Genomic DNA, 23,950 nt, shown 5'->3' with positions numbered 1-23,950 from the left:
GATGATAAACTTTGCGGTTTAAAGAGTTACACCTTTCTCATGATCAACGCCTGAGCATTAAGCATCGCCTCTTTGGTGCTGACATCTAGCGTTTTCACGTTCGCAAAGCGTTCAACCTCTTTAATCGCCACATCGTGAGCAAAGATCACCAACCTCGCCCTTTCAATGTCTTTTTGGGTAATTCGATTGCCTATCCCGTTGGCACCTTGTGTTTCGACTTTAATCCGAACTCCAAGATGATACGCCGCCTTTTCTAAGGACTTCGCAGCCAAGAAAGTGTGGGCAACACCAGATGGACAAGAAGTGATCGCCAATACATCCGCTTGCCCTTCTTCCGTTACCGAACCACCGGTAAACTGATTAGAATTCACTTCGCCTTCGACCACGTTCTTCTTCAGAAGAATCACAATCAGAGCTGTTGTTAGAGCCCCCGCTAGTGTCCCGACGATATAGCCAATCTTGCCATCAACCACTGGCAACACTATCCATCCGCCCCATGGTGCATGGTTCACTACATGGAACATAAAGCCGACCACGTTACCGACAATGCCACCAGCAACAACCGCAGGCAGAACGCGCGCAGGATCGGCGGCAGCAAAAGGAATCGCGCCTTCACTGATGCCGATCATTCCCATGATACCCGCAGCTTTGCCCGCTTCACGTTCGTCTCTTTTGAATTTCTTTGGCGATAAGAAAGTCGCCAGAGCCATGCCTAGCGGTGGCGTACAAATCGCAATCCCGACACCGCCCATCAACCATGGTTGAGTATTCACCTGAGTTTGGGCAAACAGCGTTGCTACTTTATTGATTGGACCGCCCATATCAAAGGCCGTCATCGCACCTAAAATACTGCCCAACACCACTTTTCCTGAGCCTGCCATGCCCGTGAGCATTTGATTCATCTCTAGCATCACTTGAGCTATCGGTGACCCAATCACCCACATCACCGCACCACACGTTACAAAGGTGCCGACTAATGGATAGATGAAGATCGAGCTTAACGAGATCATGCTGTCTGGCAGTTTGATCTTCTTGAGTAGATTAACCACAAAGCCTGCGAAGAAGCCGACCACGATCGCGCCGAGGAATCCGGTATTGTATTGATTGACCGCGACCCAAGAACCAATCATTCCGGGCGCTAAACCCGGTTTGTCGGCCATTGAATACGCGATGTAACCACCGAGTACCGCAGTAAACAGGGTTAACCCCGCAATGCCCATCTGTGCGATGTCAGCCAGAACACCGCTTTCAGGAACCGCGCCATGACCAGACATCATCACCGACAAAGACAAAAGTACACCACCTGAAACTACGAAAGGAATCATGTGTGAGGTACCGTATAACAAGTGTTCTTTGAGGCGATTAAGAGATTGTGCCCAAGGGCTGAGTGGCTCGACATACACTTCATGATGGCTAGAGGCGTAACTATCGAAAGGTTCAGAATTGGCTTCGAGAAACAGCTCTTGAGCTTCCTCGACCGACTCCACCGCCTTTAATTTTGTAACAAAGCCATCTTCGATAAGTCTGGTCGAAATCTGAGCCAGCACCTCAATATGGTGGTCGTCGTTGTTGTCTGGGGAAGCGAGCATAAAGAACACATCCGACAGTTCGCCGCCGTCTGCGCCATAATCGATACCAGAGCGGCTGATACCTACCGCCACAGCAGGTTTAGCTACGGCAGTACTTTTCGCGTGTGGAATGGCGATACCATCGTCAAAGCCAGTATTGCCGATAGCTTCACGCTTCCAGATATCATCAAGGAATTCACGTTTATTGGAGAGCTTACCGGCACGGTCAAGCAGTTCAACAAGCTCTTCAAATACCGCCTGTTTTGAGTCTGCTTGTAAATCTAAGCAGATGATCTCGGGCTCGATAATGTTGGTGATATCCATATGCTGCTCTGCCTCGCCTGATTTCAGACTGAAGTAATTACGTAAGTGATAAGGTTAATAAGATGAAAAGATTAACGGTGTGAAGGCATTCAATATATAGGACGAAAGGTGCATTAACTAGATTATTGTAACCAAGAATCTAGAGTGTGACGTCCACCTTTGAATTAAAAACGGGAATCCATAAAATTCACAGATTCAGATAGCCCTATCGATCCAAGTAAACTGTCGATCTAAGTACACCGAGAATAATAATGAGAATTATAGCGGTAACTGCGTGCCCTACAGGCATTGCTCATACATACATGGCAGCTGATGCACTAAATAAAACAGCCCCTAAGTTCAACGTTTCAATCAAGGTTGAAACGCAAGGTGCTATGGGTATTGAAAATTTACTAACAGCCCAAGATATTACCCTCGCGGACAAAGTGTTGATCGTCTCAGATATCGACATCGAACAACCAAACCGATTCGACCCTGCTAAAACCGTATTCATTCCTATGGAAGAATTGTTGTTGAGTGTGGATAAAGTCTTTATCAAGCACTGTCGGGCTTGATCCTTTCATGAACGAATACCAGATCACCTTCTTCGTTGACGATCCTGCTGCGAACTCACATGTCGCGCAGCCGCTTACTCGCTTAGCGAAGAAGTTCAAAAGCAACATCCGCATTATCAACATCACTCAAAACCGAACCGCCGATCTATCCAAATCCGTCGCGATGTTGCAAGTGGGTTTACTTCGTGGTGATTTGTGTCAGATCACCGCGGTCGGTATTGATGCAGAGTTAGCGTGTTTTGTTCTCAAAGACTTAATTGCCGAGCATTACGCCATGGTTGGCTCGCAAGTAAACCATGAGTTCTCTAAAGATTTAGTCCAACGCATGCCGCAGATATGTCCACCGTGTGACATCAAATGGCACCATGCCAAGGCACAAACTCAGCTAACCAAATTTGAGTGCTTGAAAGGGCTCGCTCACCTCGTTTATCCAGAAGATCCAGATGAGCTGATTCTGGCGTTTATTAAGCGAGAAGAGCGCTCTTCGACCTGCGTGTCACCGGGCATCGCACTGCCTCATGTGATGTTTGAATCGACTCAAGATCTCTCGATTGCCGTTATTGTCAATGATGACCCGATTGATTGGGCGTCACGTATCGGCGAAGTGCATGTCGCCATTGCTCTTGTTCTGCCAACCAAGCCACAGCGTGAGTACATTGTGGCGGCGACCAACCTAACTAGAAACCTCCTTCACAATCAGGTCAATGAACGTCTGCAAAAGACCCGAAGCAGTGTCGACCTGCAAGCTCTGCTGATGTACATCTCGTCACGCCTGATTTGATTACCAGCTCGTTAGTTCTAGATGGCTCCTCGATATTCAGTCGGCGTTCTACCGGTGCGATTCTTAAACACGCGACAGAAGTAGTTCACATCCTTAAAGCCACAACGTAGTGCCACTTCATTGAGCTTGAAGTTGTACTTCTTGAGCATGAACTTGGCGCGGTCGACCCGCACACGGGTAATGTACTCTGCTAGCGTCATGTGGCCTTGTTGGCGGAACATTCGCGACAAGTGGTTCGATGAAATGCTAAAGCGCGAGGCAATGCTGTCTCGGGTGATTTGACGGTGGAAGTTCTCTTGAATGTAGATACAAATCCCCTGATACACATCCTGTACTCGGCTATGAGATTTTTCTACGGGCGCTTCCAGCATGGTTTTACTGTATTGCAGTAGAGCTTGCAGCAATAACTCGTCCATCGGCTGCTTGTTACTCTCTCTCGCTAACGAACTTAGCGCCTCCAAGATGTTATCAATAGCAAACCCAGAGCGAGTCTGAATACTGTGCTTTTGGATATCGTAAAAGCTCTCTTCCCCTTTGCGCTTACTCACCAAGCTTAAACCAAGCTGGCGACGACCAAACAACATGCTCAGCACCGAGCAGTCAGTATCCCAGTTCGGCTTGTTCCAGCAGTTGGGTGGGATGAAAATCGCGTCTCCGGCTTTGGCAATAACGTTAGTGATCTTGCGATCATGACTCTCCATTTCATTGACATACTCTCCGTCTAACACCAACTCTAAACGTGGAAAGTTCACCTGATAGCTACAAGCGGAAGGTGTGTGGAAATCTCCCGCAAACCAGATGTTATGAAACGGTTCTCGCTCATTTAATACCGACGAGATTAGGTCATGAAATATCATTGTTTCGAACTCTTAAAAGCAGCAATAACGCTACGGCAATAGATATACTCCTTAGTGAAACATAGCGCTATTGAGCAAAATCACAATTTGAGATCTAAGTTACAAAAATCCAGTAGCGGGAATAAATCTCCAGTCGAAAGTCTGATATGGCACATTGTTCCCCCGATAACTCTACACGCCGAACCCCTTGCAAATAAAAGCCTCAAGTAGACTCAACCAATGTCAATAGAGGCCGGAAAACACGCCACTAACCGATCAAAATCACACTCCATTTATAAGGCAACAATCATCCAGTAAATGCGTTTTTTCTTCACTACAGAAGGCAAGTAATCAATTTCAGAATACCCCTAACAAAATAAAAAAGAGTAGGGGTTCATTATGATCACGACATTGATCAATCAAGATTTGATTAAGCTTTCGCTAAGCGCTAATTCAAAAGAAGACGTATTTAAAGAGCTGATAGACGTGCTTTACGCACAAGACAGAATCTCAGACAAAGCACAGTTTCTTGCCGACATTAAGGCTCGTGAAGAACAAGGTAATACCGGATTTGAAGAAGGTATTGCTCTGCCACACGCAAAAAGCACTGCGGTGATTAAACCCGCGGTTGTTATCGGTGTCCACAAAGAAGGGATCGAGTACGGCGCCGATGACGGTCAGCCTTCAAAACTGTTTTTTATGATTGCCTCTCCCGATGGCGGCGATAATCACCACATCGAAGTACTGGCAGAACTTTCTTCAAAACTGATTGAAGAAGGCTTTATCGAAAGCTTCATGAATGCTGAATCTCAACAAGCCGCATTGGAACTACTGCTTACCAAACCTGAACCTTCAGAAACGGAAAACAACGTTGAGAAACAAGGCTTCATCATTGGTGTGACAGGCTGCCCAGCTGGCGTTGCACACACTTATTTAGCCGCCGAAGCGCTAGAGAAAGGCGCGGCGGCTCTTGGTTACGACATCAAGGTCGAAACCAACGGTTCTATTGGTGTAAAGAACAGCCCGACTCAAGAAGAGATCGAACGCGCAGACGCGATTGTGGTGGCTTGTGACAAACAGGTCGACATGGCTCGCTTTGCCGGAAAACGCGTTATCTGCACCAACGTAAAAGCACCAATCAAAGACGCGCAAGGCTTGATTAAGCAAGCACTCAACGCGTCAAGCTATCAAGCAGAACAAGCACCTACCAACCAATCTGTTGCTGAGAAAGCCTCGCAAGCACGTTCAGACCTTTATCGTTACTTGATGAATGGCGTATCTCACATGATCCCATTCGTAGTCACTGGCGGCCTTTTGATAGCACTTGCACTAGCGATTGGTGGTGAGCCGAGTGAATCTGGCATGGCGATTCCTGCTGGCAGCATGTGGAACCAAATTCTAGAAGTCGGTGTGGTTGCGTTCACGCTGATGATCCCAATCTTGGCTGGCTACATTGCTTACGCGATTGCAGACCGCCCTGCTCTAACCCCTGGCTTGATTGGCGGTTGGATTGCCAACAACGGTTCTTTCTATGGCGCTGACGCTGGCACTGGCTTCATTGGCGCAATCATCGCCGGTCTATTGGTGGGTTACTTCGTAAAATGGATTACTTCGTTTAACTACCACAAATTCGTTCAACCGCTTGTGCCTATCATGATCGCTCCGATCACTGGTTCTCTATTCATCGCAGGCCTGTTCATTTTTGTTATCGGCGCACCTATCGCTGGGCTGATGGATGCTCTTACTGCACTGCTTACCAGCATGAGTACAGGCAACGTGGTTTTGCTTGGCATTGTCCTTGGTGGTATGGCCGGTTTCGATATGGGCGGCCCGTTCAACAAGGTGGCGTTCCTATTCTCGGTCGGCATGATTGCCAGCGGTCAAACTCAGTTCATGGGTGCGATGGCGTGTGCAATTCCTGTGGCTCCACTAGGCATGGCTATCGCGACCAGACTTGGCCGCAAGTTCAACCTGTTTGAATCTTCTGAAATTGAAGCGGGCAAAGCAGCAGGCGCGATGGGCTTAGTGGGTATCTCTGAGGGCGCGATTCCTTTCGCGGCCCAAGACCCGATGTCGGTTATCCCTGCCAACGTACTTGGCTCAATGACTGCTGCGGTAATGGCGTTCTCATTTGGTATCACCAACAGCGTTGCCCACGGCGGTCCAGTTGTCGCTCTATTAGGCGCTATGAACTACCCAATGCTGGCACTGCTGTGTATGGCTTCAGGTGCGGGCGTGACGGCGGTTACCTGTATCGCGCTTAAAAATCTACGCAAAGCCAAGCTAACAACAGCAGCGGCTTAAGCCATTTCAACTCCAATGGCTTGAGCCCTTCTACTGTCCTTTGTAGGAACGAATAGAGCTCGGGCCATGTTTCCCTTCATGGTGATTTCGATGTCTGATTTTTCTTTAGCGAACGACTCGTTCGTACAACGCTTTTTCTACCCTATGACCAACGTAATTCAAAACTACGCATGGGGTAGCCCTTCTTCGTTTAGCCAACTGTTTGGTATTGATAACCAATCTGGTGAGCCACAAGCGGAGATCTGGATGGGGGCTCACCCGAATGGTTGTTCGATGGTCACTGACAATGGTCAACAAACCACGTTGTCGAACCTTATTTCCAAGAATCTAAACCTGTTCCTAAGCGAGAAAGTCGCGAGCCGTTTTGGTGAACTTCCGTATCTATTTAAGGTGTTAGCTGCCGAGAAAGCGCTCTCGGTTCAAGTTCACCCGAACAAGCAGCAAGCCGAATCTGGATATGCTCTAGAAGAACAGCAAGGCATTCCGATGACAGCTGGCAACCGTAACTACAAGGATCCCAACCACAAGCCAGAACTGGTGTATGCCCTAACCGACTACACCGCGATGAATGGCTTTAGGTCGATCAACGAGATTCTTGAGCACTTCCATTACCTTGATATTCCCGAACTGCATTCGATGGTCAATGACCTAGCGGGCGACCAAACGCCTAATGGATTAGCGAGTTTCTTTGCGAGCTTATTGTCTTTGCAAGGTGAACAGAAAGGCATGGCGCTGACCATGTTGCTGGTGAAGGCGAAGCTTTCAGATACACCTGTGTTCCAGTTGATTTCAGAACTGGAAGAGCAGTACCCGGGTGATGTCGGGTTGTTCGCTCCACTGCTATTGAACGTGATCACCCTAAAGCCGGGGCAAGCCATGTATCTGGATGCAGAAACGCCCCACGCCTACATCAAAGGAACTGGATTAGAGATAATGGCGAACTCTGACAACGTACTCCGCGCAGGGTTGACGCCTAAGTACATGGATATCAATGAATTAGTCTCTTGTACTCAATTCAATGAAAAGCCTGCGGATAGATTACTGCTCAGCCCGATAGAGCAAGGTGATGTGATGGAATATCAAATTCCAGTCGAGGATTTTAAGTTCTCTATCGTGCAAAACTCACATCAGCGACAGATCACTACCGAAGGTGCCGAGATCCTACTACCTCTCGACGAATCCATGTTGCTTACTCACAAGTGCGGCGAAACCTGTGTGATAGAGAAAGGCCAATCGGTTTTCATTCCGGCTTACGCAGAGAGCTACAAACTCGATTGCGTTGGACGCGTAGCTCGCGCTTACAGCTAGCTCTATCGAGTAAATCTAGCTCTCCCTAGTAGATACAAACACTGATCATGCCCTGCTTTGCGGGGCATTTTTCTTCCTACAGAAAGTTATTTCAACACCGAAGTACACCATCAAATATGACTCATCTCACACTGGATGAATGATGCAAATCACACTTAATTTTGCTTGGTACAAATGTACAGTGAAGGGCTTTTATTTGCTATTTCGCGAATCGGGTTAATCCATTAATTTTAATTCAAGAACTTCAATAGTGAATGAGTTAATAAATGATCACACAGCTAACTAACGTCAACTTAATTAATAACAACCTTCAAGCGAATAATAAAAAAGAACTGTTTGAAGAATTGGCAGGCATGTTATTTGAGAACAACCGAATCAGTAATAAAGAAGCCTTCTTGGCAGACATCGAAATTCGTGAATCTCAAAGCATTACCTCAATGGACGGCATCGCTTACCCACACTCAAAAAGCAAGGCGGTAACTGAGCCAGCAATCGCTGTCGGTATTAAGCGTGAAGGCATTGAGTATGGCGATGAAGACGGCATCAACCCAACCGTGTTTTTTATGATTGCCTCACCCGATAACGGTGCAGACCATCATATTTATGTACTACAAGAACTATTTGGAAAATTCAGCGACGAATTTATTCAAGATATCCATAACACAAAAGACGAACATCAAATCCTTAATATTTTAATTAATTCATAAGGCGTAGAAAATCATGAGCACCCTAACAACTCAAGCTACGAATACCAATAATAAAAATAGTAGTAGCGACTTTAAAAAAATCCTTAGTACCATGAAAGGCCACCTGCTTTTCGGAACCTCACACATGCTGCCTTTCATCGTAGCCGGTGGTGTTCTGTTGGCCTTAGCGGTCATGGCATCAGGCAAAGGTGCAGTACCAGCAGATGGTTTGCTGGCAGACATCTCTAATATCGGTATCAAAGGCCTTGTTCTTTTCCCAATCATTCTTGGCGGCTTTATTGGTTACTCCATTGCAGATAAACCAGCACTAGCACCTGCGATGATCTCTTCTGGCATCATGGCTGACATGGGCGGCGGTTTCCTTGGTTGTATCGTGGCAGGCTTTATCGCCGGTGGCGTGGTGTTCCAACTTAAGAAGATCCCGCTTTCTGCGAACATGACGGCGCTAGGTGCTTACTTCATCTACCCACTTCTAGGTACGTTAATCTCTGCAGGTATCGTACTGTGGGGCATCGGTGAGCCAATCAAACTGTTCATGGCTTCAATGAACGAGTTCCTAGCGTCAATGGCGGGGGCATCTAAGATGGTTCTGGGCACAATCCTTGGTGGTATGACAGCGTTCGATATGGGCGGCCCTATCAACAAAGTGGCAACCCTATTCGCTCAAACTCAAGTAGACACCCAACCTTGGCTAATGGGCGGCGTTGGCATCGCGATTTGTACTCCACCTCTAGGTATGGCTCTGGCGACTTTCCTATTCAAAAACAAGTTCTCTAAACAAGAGCAAGAAGCAGGTAAAGCGGCAGCAATCATGGGTTCTATCGGTATCTCTGAAGGTGCTATCCCGTTCGCAGCAAATGACCCAATGCGCGTACTTCCTTCAATCGTTGCCGGTGGTATCGTGGGCTGTGTATTCGGCTTCATGACAGACGTTCTACTGCACGCTCCGTGGGGCGGCCTAATCACTGCGCCAGTATCAAGCAACATTCCAATGTACGTCGTCGGTATTGCGCTTGGCTCGCTAACCACAGCCGTTATCGTAGGCTTCTGGAAACCTGTAGCGGTAGAAACAGAAGAAGATATGATTGAAGCACCAGTACAAGCTCAAGCCGCTCCTGTAGCAGGCGAAGGCGAGTACGACATCGTAGCAGTTACATGTTGCCCTTCTGGTGTTGCACACACCTTCATGGCAGCGAAAGCACTGGAAAAAGCAGGCTTAGCAGCAGGCCTAAAGATTAAGGTAGAAACTCAAGGTCAAAACGGTATTCAGAACCGCATCACCGACCTAGATGTGGCGAACGCAAGACTGGTTATCTTAGCTCACGATATTCAAGTGAAAGACGCTCACCGCTTTGCTAACGCGAACGTGATTGAATGCTCAACCAAAGAAGCGATGAAGAAAGCCGCGACTATGGTGGCTATCTAAAACCTGAAACAAGTTAGAAGATAAAATTACTACCCCCTAGTAACTAAAATCCCCATTCGTTTTGTCAGCGAATGGGGATTTGTTTATCTAGACGAATTGGTCACAAACTTTAGCTCTGTAACGTCAGTTTGATCAACCTTGAGGGACAAGCGTCTCTTCGGTTTCCAAATCAAACAAGTGACACTGTAGCGTATTAAAGTGGAGTACCGTCTCTTCGCCGCTGTTTGCAATTCGGTCTGCATCGAAAGGTACACGTGCCACCAGCTTGTCTGCGCCGAGTTTGAAGTAGAGATACAGCTCGTTACCCATAGACTCGACCACGTCAAGCTTGTGCGTTTGGGTATTCACCTCCGACAACGGCGCATCGTGATTGGCCAGCTGAATGTGCTCAGGACGAACGCCAAACCACAACCACTCACCGAGTTTCTCTCGAGCGATCGCTTGCTTGTCTTGTGGTAGCGTCCAACGTGCGCCACTTTCTGATACTATATTCATTACGCCGTCGATCTCGTCTACTCTGACCTTGATAAGGTTCATCGCTGGCGAACCAATAAAGCCTGCAACAAACTTATTAGCTGGGTACTGATAAAGATTCATTGGCGTATCGACCTGCATGATCTCACCTTGATTCAACACACAGATGCGATCGCCAAGGGTCATGGCTTCCACCTGATCGTGTGTCACGTAGATCATGGTGGCGTTCTGCCCTTCTTGCTTCAGATTGTTATGCAGCTGCGCAATGCTGACTCGTGTTGAAACACGCAACTTTGCATCCAAGTTAGACAAGGGCTCATCAAACAAGAACACATCTGGCTTACGAACCATCGCACGACCAAGCGCCACGCGCTGCCTTTGACCACCGGACATTTCACCTGGCTTATTATTTAGCAGATGTTCGATATCCAGAGTTTTGGCTGCATCTTCAATACGCTCATTGATTTCGTGCTTTGGCAGCTTCTGTTGTTTCAGACCAAAAGCCATGTTGTCGTACACCGACATGTGCGGATAAAGCGCGTAGTTCTGAAACACCATTGAGATGCCGCGATCTTTGGGTGGCAGCTCATTTACACGCTTATCGCCAATGTAGACATCGCCTTCTGAGATATCTTCAAGGCCTGCAATCATACGAAGTGTCGTGGATTTTGCGCAGCCAGACGGCCCAACAAACACCATAAACTCGCCTTCGCGAATATTAAGATCGACACCATGCACGGCCTTAAAACCATTTGGGTAGGTTTTTTCTACCCCTCTCAGTGTGACTTCAGCCATAACCTGTCCTTAAATCAATTCGTTAAATACTATCTTTAGAATCTGTCGTTAAACGTTTTAGCCACGTTCTTGCAGTTGATTGAGCTCAAAATGGGCAACCGATGCGATAACCAGATCCGCTACTGGCTCTAATTCGCTGTGTTGTGCCGTACCTGTCAGCACGCCAACATTGCTTGCGCCTGCATTACGGCCAAATTCCATATCCGAAACCGTGTCACCAAACATGATCACTTCGTGTGGCTCAATGCCGCATTTTTCACAGAATGCGTTAAGTAATGCGGGCGCTGGCTTAGGTTCGATATCGCCATCGGAATAACCGACATAATCGAACATCTCGCTCAAACCTGATTGCTCTAACGTATAAATCGTTGAGTCTTTGGTATCTGCGGTCGCGATGCCTAAAATCATGCCTTGCTGCTTGAACAGGCCGAGCTTTTCAGTCACACCCGGCAGAGCTTCAATCCAGCTTGGATTATCTTCAACTTCGTCATTGAACGCCGCTTTGGTCACCTTAGTAAACTCAGCGAGCGAGACATTCGGTTGCAGCATGTTGAACCACGCTGCGGCGGTATCTTCCACTGGGTTTGAGGCTAATAGCCCATAGTTATCAACCACATCACCTTCAACCCCGATGGCCAAGAGTAACTCAGCTGCTGTGACAGTTTGATTACCTTGATGCTGGTCACTGTAAGATCTCACACGCTCACAAGCACCACGAGAAACGTTAAGCCACATCTTGTGGAACTCTAACAATGTGCCGTCTTTATCAAATAACATCGCCTTAAACTTCATCACGGCTCATTCGCTCCATTAGTTCTCCCCAAGTACGCACTAGGGGTTGGTTAAATTCTGGTTGTTTGCCGTCGAATACGGCATTGATGCAGCCTTCAAATTCATGCTCGTTAGATGAAGGTTGAGTACTGTTCATTAGTGCTGAAGAAAGCGCTCCGCGACGAATATCGACTCGGCACCAACGGTAGCCCTCATCAATATGGATACTTTGCAGCTCATCACTCAAAGCGATTCGATCTACAATCTCGCCATCCACCACGCACTCCGCGTAGTAAGGGTTTTCTGAATCAGCAACTGCAACACGATAACTAAGTGCCTGCCCTTGAGAATCATTACCCGGCAACAAGTCACCCAAATTGATATCAAACTTCAAACCACAGCGGCGCTCTAAATACACCTGTCCATTGCGCAGACCCGACAAAATTCCTTCACCACTTAAGCCATGGCTGTAAACGAAGGTCGATGGGTCGCCGTAAATAGAAGGCTCATCCGATTTAGGATTACGTTCATGAGGCTCAAGGTGCGAATCACTGCCGCCAATCGCCGTAATACGCTGGCCACAATTCCACATTTCATTGAGAACCAATAACGCCTCTTCGGTCGCTTTCGGTGAGGTCGACCAAGTTGGGTCACAACACACTTCAAACGTGGACACTTGGCTGAGATCCACTTGAGCGTAATGCCAATGCCACGGCTTCATCATCGGGTGATTAATGCCAAGGGAACTGTGTCCACTTTTAGCTAAGCTCAATCCCGCTTCCATCGTCGCTTGGCTGCTGTGTTCAACGTCTCTTAGGTCTAAAGACTTAACCGGGCCATGCACATTGAAGTGCCCGAGATCGGTCGTCACTTCTAAAGCAGGCAAGAACAAACATTGGTTTGATACAGGCAACTTAGGCTGACAAATGTTGTGCTCGGTGAAGAAGAAGAAATCGAGCCCTTGTGATTCAACAATCTCTTTCGCTGCAGCTAAGGTATTGTGACCATCAGAAAGCTGAGTGTGGGCGTGTAAATCACCACGATACCAGCGAGAATCAGAGCTCAACATGTGGCTGTAATCAAACTCGATATCGTGATCCGTTGTGACTGTTGGGTTCAGTTCTAGCTCACTCTCGATTCCGTCAGTATTTAGCTCATTAGAATGATTAACTAACTCATCAGAGCAAAGCACATCGACTTGATACTGCATCGCACGCTCGGTGCGAAACTCACCTTCAAGGTTGTAAAGTTCCAAGAACCACTCGCCTGATGGAATCGCACCATCAATAGCGCCTAGACCAGAATTTTTCGGTTGAATCGTAAGTGACTTGTGCGCCTTTTCAAACAGCACCTTGCCACGAAATGCTTGGTTAGCATCGTAGGTTGCTGCGTACAAGAATCCTTTTTTCACCGTTGTGCCGGTAATGGTTACGCAGTGAGAACCTGCTGGCACATCAAAGGGGATTCGTACTCTGCCAAACTGCAGCTCACCTTGAAATTGGGTCATTGTCTTCACCAAATTCGTCCTAATTGAAGGACTGGGTCAAAAAGAGGCCCACCCGAATAGATGGGCCTTTATGCATGCAAAGATAGTCTTAACCACTTTACAGATTAAGAACGATTCGCTCGGTTTAGTGCACGTTGTGCTTTCTTAGCCGCTTGTTTTAGCGCTTTGTCAGCAGGCACGTTTTGAATTTGAATCTGATCCGCAGCTACCTTCAGCGCATCCATAATCTTACCGTTGGTAGGGTCTAGGAAGTCTTTGGTCGCTGTGTTCGCTTGCTTCAAAGGGATCAGAGCTTGCGGGTTATCTTTGGTGAACGCTTGGTATTCTGGTACTTCAGACACGCTGTTACGTACTGGGATGTAACCCGTAAACATTGACCATGCGGCCGTGTTTTTCGCGTTGGTGTAGAACTCAATGAATTCGAATGCACCTTTTGCTGCCGCTTCGTCTGTGCCTTTTGGCATCACGTAAACCAGCGCACCCGCTTGTGGCGCAGAAGGATTTGAGCCCCAACCTGGCTGTGTGGTTGCCGAAAGCTTAGTGAAGTCCAAGTCACCTTGGTCACCCGATGAACCGGTGTAACCAAGCGCGTTGTCTTTCATTACGTCATCAATGGTTTTGTACCAGTATTCCCAACCTTGACCACCGTAGTGAATACGCATGATTTGATCATCGTGAATCCACTTACGGAAGCTGTCCCACACCTCAACCCATTCCGCTGAATCGATTAGCACTGTTTTACCGTCATCACTGATGATCTGCGCGCCGTTAGAGAAAGCCGCGTCAATCATGTTGTCTTGGCCCCACATCGGCTCCCAGCCGTAGAAGGTCACGTTGCCTTTCTCGTCACGCTGTGTGACTTTCTCTGCGACCTTTGCCACACCTTGCCATGTGTTTAAGTCTTGCTCGGTAAAGCCGTTATCTGCCAATACTTGCTTGTTGTAGTAAAACACTTGAGTTGTACCGTAAGCAGGCAAGCCGATGATGGTGCCATCGTCTGCGGTCACTTGGTCTTTAAACGCACCAATGAAATCAGAGAAGTTAAACTCTTCATCCATGAAAGCCGTTAGGTCACGACTCAAACCACGTCCGTGCATTGCTTCCGCACGACCTGAATCTAATAGCACAAGTTCAGGTGCCGTTTTAGATGCGAGGCCTGCTTGCAGCTTCTGGTAGGTTTCTGTGTAGTTACCTTGCAACGCAGGCTTCACCACATACTCATCTTGGCTCGCGTTGAACTCTTCGATGAGCTTAGTCATCATTTGCTGTGGCTTAGTACCACCGGAATACCAAAAGTTAACTTCGGTTGCCGCAAGAACACTGCTAGAGAACATAGACGCGCTTGCTGCGCCAGCACACACTAGTGCGAGAGTTTTTAATTTCATTTCCGTTTACTCTTTTACGCCGTTATCGGCGATACCTGAAAGAATCGTCTTTTGACAAATGACGAATAGAATTAACAAAGGCAATACTGCAATGGTGCTCGCCGCCATGATTTGCGACCAGTTCAACCCATAGTTACCTTCGGCAATAAAGTAGTGACGAATCCCGGTCGCAATCAGGTTAAGATCCTGAGTGGTGATAACCAAGCTAGGCCACATGTAGCTGTTGTAATTGGTAATAAAAGTGATGAGGAACAGTGTTGCGACTGCTGCTCGGCATTGCGGTAAGATGATTGCCCATAAGATCTTGAGCTCACCTGCACCATCAATTCGTGCCGCTTCAATCAGCGACGGATGCACCTTGATAAACACTTGGCGTAGATAGAACACACCGAAAACCGACGCCGCGTTCGACGCCACTAGTCCCATGTGTGAATCCAACAAGCCCAGTTTTGCCAAGGTGATGTAAGACGGAATGTAAGTCACTGCGCCCGGCAGCATGTAACAGCCCATCACGATGAAATAGAGCACCGTCTTCGAGCGAAACTTCAGCTGAGTCAACGCGTATGCAAACATCGCGGAATTCACAATCACCAACAGGGTAGTGAACAAAGCCACGCTAAAACTGTTGAAGATGTACAAGCCAAACGGCGCGCTGTGAAAGGTTTCGACAAAGGTTTCCCAGCGAAATTGCTCTGGAATCAAGTCCAGCGGGTTAGCAAAGATTTCATCGTTGCTTTTCAGCGAACCAGACAGCATCCATAAGAACGGGAATACCATGATGGTTCCGCAGGTTGCCAAGAACAGGTGCTTAGTCAGTGCGATAAACGAACGGCGATCCACTGAGGCTTTCTTTGACGCAACCTCTGATTTCGTCGCTTTCGTTTGGGCCGTGACTTTAGATTCAGCCGCTCTTTGATTTAAGACTTGATTGGCATCCAATACTTGCGTGGTCATAATTCTGTCCTTTCAAAAATCGACTAGTAGTACACCCAGCGCTTGCCGATGTAGGTATTAATAAGTGCCAACAATCCAGTAATCAGGAATATCACTAAGGATGTTGCGGCTGCCGGTCCCATTTCGTAACGCTCAAATGCTTGTTGATAGAACAAGTACAACAAGGTACGAGTCTCTCCGCCTGGACCGCCCTGCGTTAAGATCTGGAACTGATCGAACGCCTGCATTGCCGTGATAATGTTGACTACCACCAAGAAGAACGTGGTTGGTGAAATCAGTGGTAGCGTTATCTTCAAAAATCGCGTTAAGCTGCTGCACCCATCAATCAAAGAGGCTTCGTACAGAGACTCAGGAATCTTGTTGAGCGCACTGATGTAAAACAGCATCGTCCACCCAATCGCCTGCCAAACCGTCACGATAATCACCGCAATCAGGGCTGTGTTTCCGTTCTCTAACCATGGAATCGCGCTAAACCCAACCGACTCCAATAAGTGGTTTGCCAAGCCCGACTTCGTCTCGAACACCCAAGACCAAACAATCGACACCGCAACCGTTGGCGTGATCCAAGGGGAGAAGATCACCGCACGATAGAACTGGCTGCCCTTGAAGTTTTTGTGCAGCAACATCGCAAACACAAGCCCAAGAATGATGGTTGGAATCACCACACCGACCGAAAACCAAAACGTGTTGAGTACTGCTTGAATGAACTCGTAGTCCTCAACCATGTACTCGTAATTTTCTAAACCGATGAACGAATAATCTGGCGAGATGTAATCCCAATCGGTGAAGCTGATATAAATTGAATAACCAAATGGTACGAGCCAAAAAGTAAACAGTGGCACCAACAACGGTGCGGTAAATAACAGTACCTTTAAGCGGTTTTTCATTGGTTGTGAGAAAGCACTCATGGTGACCTCGTCCTTATTTGTATGCGGTTAAACTAAGTGTTTTTTATGACAGGTTAGTAAGAGTGCCCTTCATTTTTTTTATGGCTATCCATAAGAAAATCTTTACTCCAGTTCACCGTCTTCCATCTGGTGATAAAGCCAATCACAGAAGAAATTCACCTTGGCGCTACGACTGTGTTTAGTAATCAAATAGTGAGCAGATTCGGCAGGCATCGAGGATTCGCTTGCCAATACCAGGTCTTCTTTCTTGAGTAGTTCAGACACCGCGAGCGAACGCACTAGCAACATTCCAATGCCATGTTTAACTGCTTCTAAGGCATGCAGAGAGTTACTCACTTCGAGCAGAACCTTAGGTAATGTCATCTCGAATTGGTTGTGGCCAAGCCATTGCAGCCAGTTCTCTCGGTAACCTTTCACCTGAACCGTCGGCAGAGCAGCAAAGTCATGCTTGCTGAGTAATTCTTGATGCTCAGATTTGAATTGAGGGCTGCACACCAACTGCCAGTGTTCTTGAAACAGTCGCTCACAATGGGTGTCTTCGCTTTCGACCTTGCCGTTAGTCAGTTCGATATCGACATTCTGGCAAGGGTTGGTTGATGGCCAGTCCACCAGCTGAATATCGAGCCTGATAAAAGGGTATTTCTTATAGAAGGATGGCAGGCGAGGTAACAGCCAGTTATGACAAAAGGTGTGGTTTACGCGCAGGCTCAACACGTCGGTTTCTTTTTCACCGAACAAGATCTGAGTCTGCAATTTAAGGTGAGCAAGTGAACCTGCCACAATCGGTTGATAATGTTGAGCCGCTGACGTCAGCTTTACGCCTTTAGAGCTGCGTTCAAACAAGGTGGTATCGAGGAAGGTTTCTAAACTTTTGAGCTGTTGGCTAACCGCCGCTTGCGTGACACAAAGCTCTCGGGCAGCCGCGCCAATGGAACCAAGACGAGCAACAGCTTCGAACGCAACAAGAGCGCGTAGAGGGGGTAACATGGCTTCACCTGATTGAAATAAAAGTGAAAAATACTTCAATCAGGTTTCAGTTTTTTGCGGTTACCGTTACAGATTAATGACGAAGGGACGTTGATCAGATATTTATGATCAACGTCCCTTTTCTTCTATCTCTTATATCTATGCGTTAGGCCTGAACTCGCATTTAGCCTATCTATTCTTTGATGTAGAGGTCCTTAGAATAGATACGCCCTTCCACGTTGTTCTTCGCAAAGCCACCAACACTTGGTCGCACTAGGCGAGCCTGCATGTAGTAATAAATTGGCGCGATAGGCATATCTTCAGCCAGTAACTGTTCCGCTTGGTCATAGAAACCTTGGCGATCTTGTTCGCTGGTTGCGGCCAATGCGCTGTCCACTGCTGTGTCGTATTTGTCGTTGTTGTAGCGCGCAAAGTTACCGGAAGATTCAGAACGCAGTAGGCTCAAGAATGTCGACGCTTCATTATAATCACCACACCAAGAAGCCCGCATCACATCAAAATCACCTTGGCGACGTGATACTAGGTAAGATTTCCACTCTTGGTTTTCCAACTCAACTTGCGCGCCTAGGTTGCCTTTCAGCATGGAAGCGATAGCCACCGCAATCGACTTATTCGATTCACTGGTGTTGTAGAGCAGTTTGAAATCCAATGGATTAACCGCATCGTAGCCTGCATCTTTCAACAGTTCTTTTGCCTTTTGGTCACGCTCCTTTTGAGTCCATGTGCTGTATTCAGGCTGAGTGGCATCAAAACCTGCTGTGTACTCATGGGCAAAGGTATAAGCGGGTAGATTCCCCACCTGAGTGACACCATTGGTGATCACATCACGCATCATCGAATAAGACACCGCTTTACGCACTCGCGCGTCATCGAATGGAGGACGCGTGGTATTGAACGCGTAGTAATAAGTACACAGCAGAGGCACCGCGGTAAACGCATCTTGATATTTGCTTTTAAGCTGCTGCGCCATGTGTGTCGGTACATCAGACGTAATATCCACCTCACCCACCGCATAACGGTTAATCGAAGCGTTTTGGTTTTCGAACGGAATGTAAGTCACTTGGGTTAAGTGCGTATTTGCACTGTTCCAATATTTCGGGCTTTTCTTTAGCTCAATACGCTCATTCACCACCCACTCTTCTAAAACAAATGCTCCATTCCCCACAAACTGCTTAGGATCGTTCCATGGCTTATCGCTGCTCTCTAGCGTTGCCTTATGAACGGGCATCATAGATGTGTGGCCCGTCATCGCCACAAAGTATGGCACTTTGCTATCAAGCTCGAACTTCACCGTGTGTTTATCGACAGCGGAAATACCAAGCTCTTCAACAGGCTTTTTACCTTCTGCTACGTCAGCAATGTTGTTGATTTGAGTAAGCTTGAGATACCACACATTCGGCGAAGCGAGTTTCGGGTCGACCGCGCGTCTTATCGCATACACGAAATCATCGGCCGTCACCGGATCGCCATTCGACCATTTCGCGTCTTTACGCAGGTGGAATACAAAGGTCTGGTTATCTTCGGTTTCCCAAGATTCCGCGACACCTAGCGTAATATTGCCATCGCGATCTTGAATCACTAAACCCTCAAATAGGTCGCGTAGAATGTGCATTTCCGGCAGGCCTTCTGCTTTCGCAGGATCAAGCGTCGCCGCTTCTGCATCGTTCGCGCGAACTAAATGTTGGTCTTTTGCCAGCGAAACACCGGCAGGTAAGGTTTCAGCGACGGCAGTTACTGATATAAAAGGGGTCAATAAAGATGAAATGAGTAAAGCCGTTGAATGTTTTTTAAAATCCATGTTTGTTTGCTCTCCTAGCCTATCTTTGAAGCAAGTAATAAAATTAACAATGCGACGGTTGACGAGTTTTGACGCTATGGTTTATTTAAAGGGGGTCATCTAATGGACTTAGTTAATGATTAATATAGCCAATAGTGAATACTTGATAGTACTTGATCAATCAGGAGATTAAGGTGAGTTTAATTCCAAGAACGGAAAGAGCTGCGTTTTCAATAAAGCCTCTGTCATATGGAAAATCGGTGTTGGGTGCACCTTTGCTCTATTTCCCCGCGCAAATCGAAAGCGAATCTCGCGGGCTGATCTTAGCGGGCACACACGGCGATGAAACCGCATCTATCGCGGGATTATCTTGCGCGCTAAGAAGCTTGCCAGCCGCCAATTTACGACACGATGTGATTCTGTCGATGAACCCAGATGGCAACCAGTTAGGTACTCGCGCCAACGCCAATCAGGTCGATCTAAACCGCGCCTTCCCTACTCAAAACTGGACAGCAGACGGCACCGTCTACCGCTGGAGTTCTCACACACCAGTCAGAGATGTAAAAGTGAAAACAGGCCAAGCCGAACAACTCGAACCTGAAGTGCAGTCACTCATCAACCTCATTGATCAGCGCCAACCCAAGTTCGTCATCTCTTTCCACGAACCACTCGCTATGGTCGACGACCCAACTCAATCGGAACTCGCTTCTTGGCTAGGCAAACAGTTCAACCTACCGCTCGTTGAAGACGTGGATTACGAAACCCCAGGTTCATTCGGCACATGGTGCCAAGAAAGAAACCTACCGTGTATTACCGTAGAACTGCCGCCCGTTTCTGCGGATTTAACTATCGAACAATATTTGGAGGCATTTTTGGCTGTGTTGCTGCATAAGGAAGGTTAGCCCAACTCATTTTTGGACAATTATGTGCCAGTGCTTTTCTAATTTAGAAAATCATTGATAACTATAGGTATGGAAAGGCGGTTAACTGGGTGTCTAATCTTTATGATGTAGAAATATAAGGGAAGGATGGAAGATTAATTGCTCTCCTCACTTTCAAGTATCTCTAAGGAGGTACTTGAAAGTGAGGAGAGCCGCATAATCATCACAATATCTATGGTGTTGATATTAAAGAAGATAAATCAATATTATCACTTACCACCATGGATGATTTGAGCTTTCCTATATTCAATCTCTGTTTGTTCTGCTTTTCTAATCACTTCATCCAATTCAGCACCTCGGGTTTTGGTTGCGGGTGAATAGACTTCAATATACACAGACTTCATAAACCCATAACTCATCATCATTACCATAATGGCGAAAGGACATCCCATAATAACAAGTAGCGATTGAATGGCGGTCATGCCGCCACTCATTAGTAACAAGCTAGTGATACCAGAAATTGCAATTACCCAGCCAATGCGTTGTGAAATCGGAGCATTATCTTCATCCTTTGATGTCAGTGTATTGATAACAAGCGTGCCCGAATCAGAAGTCGTTATAAAGAATACGAAAATACTGAAGAGCGCTAAGTAACTAGGTAGACTCCAATCAGATACCAACTCAAAGAACTTAAACAGTGCCGATGAAGAGTTTGTCATTACAGCCGCACTTAGCTCCTCGACACCTTGGTTATGAATAAGATCCAACGCACTATTACCGAATATTGTCAGCCATGCGAAAGAAAAACCTACCGGAATAACAAGTACACCTACCACGAACTCTCGTATTGTTCTACCACGTGAAATTCGAGCAATAAACAATCCAGTTGGTGCAGCGAAAGCAATCCACCACGCCCAGTAAAAGAGTGTCCAACCATAAAACCAATCTGGGTTGGTAAAAGCGTAAGTATCAAAAGACAGTGGTACAAAACTCGCCAAATAGTTGCCAATATTCTCAACGGTTGAGTTGAGGATGAAGGTGGTATTAGAGGCTAAGAATACATACGTCATTAATCCAATTGCGACGCAGATATTGATGAGTGACAGTGCTTTAATCCCTTTCTTTAGGCCAAGGACTAGTGAAATACATGTCATTATCCCGATAATGGTGATCAGGGCTATTTGATTGCCTGTGCTAATCTCGAAGCCGAGTACGTAATTTAAGCCTGCGTTGATTTGCTGTACACCAAAACCTAGGGGGGTAACTATACCAACCACTGTGGCAAGTACCGCAAATACATCAATGGCTACGCCTAATGGCCCATTGATTCGCTCGCCAAAAATTGGATAAAACGCACTTCGCATTTCTAGTGGACGACCTTTACGATAGGCTGCGTAAGAAATAACAAGCGCTACAATGGTGTAAATAGCCCATGCATTGATTCCCCAGTGAAAGAACGTGATGTTCATTGCATCTCTCACTGCAACATCAGTCTGAGCCTCAACGATAGGAGGGTTCATGTAGTGCATGACAGGCTCGGCAACGCCGAAAAATACAAGCCCAATACCCATCCCTGTGCTGAATAGCATCGAACCCCACGCAAACCCAGAAAACTCCGGCCTCTCATTATCTTTACCAAGCCTTAAGTCGCCGACACGGCTACAAGCACTGAAAATCAAGATAGAGATAAACAACGCGACACTGCCCATGTAAAACCAGGCAAACTTATGTGCGATATAGTTTTTCAGGTTTGCGAACATGTCAGTGCTTGCTTCTGGAGCAAGTAAAACATAGACAAAACACAGAACTAAAATTATCCCTGCCCCTGCGCTTACTAGTAATTTATGAGTGTTTTTAGGTACGGATGTCATGTGCTGCTCCTACTTTAATAACTCTTTTTCAAATGGGTAATTCGTTAGATTCTCAAACCCATCTTCTGTAATAATGACTTGGTCTTCCAATTTGACCCCTTCGTTGCCGCCGACAGCGCCAACATATGCTTCAACACAAAGTGCCATGCCTGGCTCTAATACACCGTCATACCCATGGCCTTCTAGATCTTCTGGATAACGTATTGAAGGATATTCATCGCATAAACCGACCCCGTGCATCATTACGCCATAGCGTTGTGGGCGGTATTTTTCAGGAAGTAAAAGTCCTGAGCGCGTTACTTCTTCGAATGTCATACCTGGCTTTAGTATTTCCATGTTGTGTTGGATATGTTCATAGGCCACGCGGTATAAATGTCTCTGTTCTTCGGTGGCTTCTACATCACCGATTAACCATGTGCGTGACAAGTCAGCACAGAACCCGTAAGGTCCAATGAGATCGGTATCAAACGCCAATAGTTCTCCCTCTTTAACTACGCGAGGGCCACACTCTTGAAACCATGGGTTCGTACGAGGCCCTGAAGAAAGGATTCGACACTCTATCCACTCACCGCCACGTTTAATGTTTTCAGCATGTAGCACCGACCAAATGTCGTTTTCAGTAACACCAGGAACAGTTACCTCTTGCATCTTCTTCATTGCTATCTCTGTCGATGCAATAGAACAGCGCATTGCATTAATCTCATCGATGTTTTTAACCGCTCTAGCTAACTCCATCACTTCTTGGCCATCAAAGATTTCAAGGCCCTGTTTATCGAGTTCACGCAAGCCGACAATCTCTATCTTGTCTACGGCGATACGATTGCTCCCACCACCGTGGTGCTTAACGATGTCTGCGATCTCTTTTGCAAAGTGATGGGCGTGCTCATTGGTTCGATTTCCAGTTTCAAAGTAGAAGAACGAGGCTCCGTTACGTACTTCTTTTACAAGCGGTAGGTGTGCGGATAAATGTTCACAATTATGGAAATCCCAAAGAATCATGTAGCCTTCTGCAGATACAAAACAAGCACGAGCATGGTTGTGCGCTATCCAAAGCTGCATGTTGGTCGAATCTGTTGCGTAACGAATATTTAGGGGGTCAAATAACAAAACTCCGGCCAAGTCACGAGCTTGAAGTTGGTCAACGATTCGCTTCAAGCGATATTCCCGCATCTGATGTAGATTTGGAGGTGTGAGACCTAAGTCTGCCCACTCTTGGAATGCTAGAGCGGTAGGCCCAATCTCAACTCGATCATTATCGTTCACGCTTCCATCTGGTTTTAATTGTGTAGCGCGTCGACGCGACGGATCTATTTTTCGGTTGGAACCAAGTACAAATTGGTTTGTCATTTTATTTCCCTTAATAAACTACCGTATTTATTTGGGTCAATGTTACAACAATGTTATTGATGAATGATGGAAATAAAGTCCCATACTTAAGAACAAAATTCACGCAATAGCGAATATCACGACTTAACAAACAGTTAGGTAAAATCGTTCTTAAATACTTATATGTCAAAAGTGATAGGCATCAATAACGCGTTGTTAATCCTCTGTTGCAATTCGGCTGAATTCCCCTTAGTTATGTGAGCTCTGTGTGATTTATCAGTAGCGCGGGAATACGGGAGATTATTTTTAGGTATCAGTAAGTTAAATGAAACTGCCTAACATCGGTAAGAGCAAAGAAGTTTTAGAGCGAGAGAGATTTGTGGTCGAAATAACTCAGTCTTTTTTTGACTGTACTCAGGAATAATAGCCAGAAGGATTCATGAGGCAGGGCAAGATAATGAAAACCCCTTATGGAATAAGGGGTGACGTGAAGTAATATTTCACTA

Annotated in this window: 19 protein-coding genes; 7 read left to right on the top strand and 12 right to left on the bottom strand. The window is 46.6% G+C overall.

Annotated elements, in window-relative coordinates; all coding sequences use genetic code 11:
* Positions 1-26: 26 nt before the first annotated feature.
* Positions 27-1,892: a fructose-specific PTS transporter subunit EIIC gene (locus WR49_RS16900; RefSeq protein ID WP_046224788.1), complete on the bottom strand. Its 1,866-nt coding sequence runs from the start codon at positions 1,890-1,892 to the stop codon at positions 27-29.
* A 251-nt stretch (positions 1,893-2,143) separates the two neighbouring features.
* Between WR49_RS16900 and WR49_RS16895 the strand changes: the two genes are divergently transcribed.
* Both WR49_RS16895 and WR49_RS16890 read left to right on the top strand, forming a co-directional pair.
* Positions 2,144-2,446 carry a PTS fructose transporter subunit IIB gene (locus WR49_RS16895; RefSeq protein ID WP_046224787.1) on the top strand — a complete coding sequence of 101 codons (303 nt, stop codon included), beginning with the start codon at positions 2,144-2,146 and terminating at the stop codon, positions 2,444-2,446.
* Positions 2,447-2,453: 7 nt separating this feature from the next.
* Complete coding sequence (locus WR49_RS16890; protein WP_046224786.1) at positions 2,454-3,227, top strand: PTS sugar transporter subunit IIA; 774 nt, start codon at positions 2,454-2,456, stop codon at positions 3,225-3,227.
* A gap of 17 nt (positions 3,228-3,244) precedes the next feature.
* Here WR49_RS16890 and WR49_RS16885 read toward each other — a convergent pair whose 3' ends face one another.
* The gene (locus WR49_RS16885; protein ID WP_046224785.1) at positions 3,245-4,084 is read right to left on the bottom strand and encodes a helix-turn-helix transcriptional regulator; all 840 of its coding nucleotides are present in this window, start codon (positions 4,082-4,084) and stop codon (positions 3,245-3,247) included.
* Positions 4,085-4,462: 378 nt separating this feature from the next.
* Here WR49_RS16885 and WR49_RS16880 point away from each other — a divergent pair, with 378 nt between their 5' ends.
* From WR49_RS16880 to WR49_RS16865, 4 genes are all read left to right on the top strand, one after another.
* Positions 4,463-6,367 carry a PTS fructose transporter subunit IIABC gene (locus tag WR49_RS16880; RefSeq protein ID WP_046224784.1) on the top strand — a complete coding sequence of 635 codons (1,905 nt, stop codon included), beginning with the start codon at positions 4,463-4,465 and terminating at the stop codon, positions 6,365-6,367.
* Between the two features lie 90 nt (positions 6,368-6,457).
* Positions 6,458-7,675: a mannose-6-phosphate isomerase, class I gene (gene manA / locus WR49_RS16875; protein ID WP_046224823.1), complete on the top strand. Its 1,218-nt coding sequence runs from the start codon at positions 6,458-6,460 to the stop codon at positions 7,673-7,675.
* Between the two features lie 266 nt (positions 7,676-7,941).
* Positions 7,942-8,382, top strand: coding sequence for a PTS sugar transporter subunit IIA (locus WR49_RS16870; protein WP_046224783.1), 441 nt, complete (start codon positions 7,942-7,944; stop codon positions 8,380-8,382).
* 13 nt (positions 8,383-8,395) lie between these two features.
* Positions 8,396-9,808 carry a fructose-specific PTS transporter subunit EIIC gene (locus WR49_RS16865; RefSeq protein WP_046224782.1) on the top strand — a complete coding sequence of 471 codons (1,413 nt, stop codon included), beginning with the start codon at positions 8,396-8,398 and terminating at the stop codon, positions 9,806-9,808.
* A gap of 132 nt (positions 9,809-9,940) precedes the next feature.
* Here WR49_RS16865 and WR49_RS16860 read toward each other — a convergent pair whose 3' ends face one another.
* From WR49_RS16860 to WR49_RS16825, 8 genes are all read right to left on the bottom strand, one after another.
* Positions 9,941-11,077 carry an ABC transporter ATP-binding protein gene (locus WR49_RS16860; protein WP_046224781.1) on the bottom strand — a complete coding sequence of 379 codons (1,137 nt, stop codon included), beginning with the start codon at positions 11,075-11,077 and terminating at the stop codon, positions 9,941-9,943.
* Between the two features lie 57 nt (positions 11,078-11,134).
* Complete coding sequence (locus tag WR49_RS16855) at positions 11,135-11,869, bottom strand: HAD family hydrolase (RefSeq protein WP_046224780.1); 735 nt, start codon at positions 11,867-11,869, stop codon at positions 11,135-11,137.
* A complete protein-coding gene (locus tag WR49_RS16850; RefSeq protein WP_046224779.1) occupies positions 11,859-13,355 on the bottom strand; it encodes a CehA/McbA family metallohydrolase in 1,497 nt (498 codons plus the stop codon). The genes WR49_RS16855 and WR49_RS16850 overlap by 11 nt, the downstream gene beginning before the upstream one ends.
* A gap of 104 nt (positions 13,356-13,459) precedes the next feature.
* Positions 13,460-14,740 (bottom strand): extracellular solute-binding protein, encoded by a 1,281-nt coding sequence (locus tag WR49_RS16845; RefSeq protein ID WP_046224778.1) that lies wholly within the window; start codon positions 14,738-14,740, stop codon positions 13,460-13,462.
* Positions 14,741-14,746: 6 nt separating this feature from the next.
* On the bottom strand, positions 14,747-15,694 hold the full coding sequence (locus tag WR49_RS16840; RefSeq protein ID WP_046224777.1) for a carbohydrate ABC transporter permease: 948 nt from the start codon (positions 15,692-15,694) through the stop codon (positions 14,747-14,749).
* 23 nt (positions 15,695-15,717) lie between these two features.
* On the bottom strand, positions 15,718-16,602 hold the full coding sequence (locus WR49_RS16835; RefSeq protein WP_017092245.1) for a carbohydrate ABC transporter permease: 885 nt from the start codon (positions 16,600-16,602) through the stop codon (positions 15,718-15,720).
* A gap of 102 nt (positions 16,603-16,704) precedes the next feature.
* Positions 16,705-17,589: a LysR substrate-binding domain-containing protein gene (locus WR49_RS16830; protein WP_046224776.1), complete on the bottom strand. Its 885-nt coding sequence runs from the start codon at positions 17,587-17,589 to the stop codon at positions 16,705-16,707.
* 172 nt (positions 17,590-17,761) lie between these two features.
* A complete protein-coding gene (locus WR49_RS16825) occupies positions 17,762-19,387 on the bottom strand; it encodes an ABC transporter substrate-binding protein (RefSeq protein WP_046224775.1) in 1,626 nt (541 codons plus the stop codon).
* A 173-nt stretch (positions 19,388-19,560) separates the two neighbouring features.
* Between WR49_RS16825 and mpaA the strand changes: the two genes are divergently transcribed.
* Complete coding sequence (mpaA, locus tag WR49_RS16820) at positions 19,561-20,268, top strand: murein tripeptide amidase MpaA (protein WP_082082792.1); 708 nt, start codon at positions 19,561-19,563, stop codon at positions 20,266-20,268.
* Between the two features lie 248 nt (positions 20,269-20,516).
* Here mpaA and WR49_RS16815 read toward each other — a convergent pair whose 3' ends face one another.
* Both WR49_RS16815 and dddP read right to left on the bottom strand, forming a co-directional pair.
* Positions 20,517-22,118, bottom strand: coding sequence for a BCCT family transporter (locus WR49_RS16815; protein WP_046224774.1), 1,602 nt, complete (start codon positions 22,116-22,118; stop codon positions 20,517-20,519).
* A 9-nt stretch (positions 22,119-22,127) separates the two neighbouring features.
* Positions 22,128-23,465: a dimethylsulfonioproprionate lyase DddP gene (dddP, locus tag WR49_RS16810; protein WP_046224773.1), complete on the bottom strand. Its 1,338-nt coding sequence runs from the start codon at positions 23,463-23,465 to the stop codon at positions 22,128-22,130.
* Positions 23,466-23,950 lie beyond the last annotated feature (485 nt).

Source organism: Vibrio sp. ECSMB14106, from assembly GCF_000972265.1.
In the GTDB taxonomy this organism is placed as follows: Bacteria; Pseudomonadota; Gammaproteobacteria; order Enterobacterales; family Vibrionaceae; genus Vibrio; species Vibrio kanaloae.
This window is presented reverse-complemented; position numbering and strand designations above follow the sequence as displayed.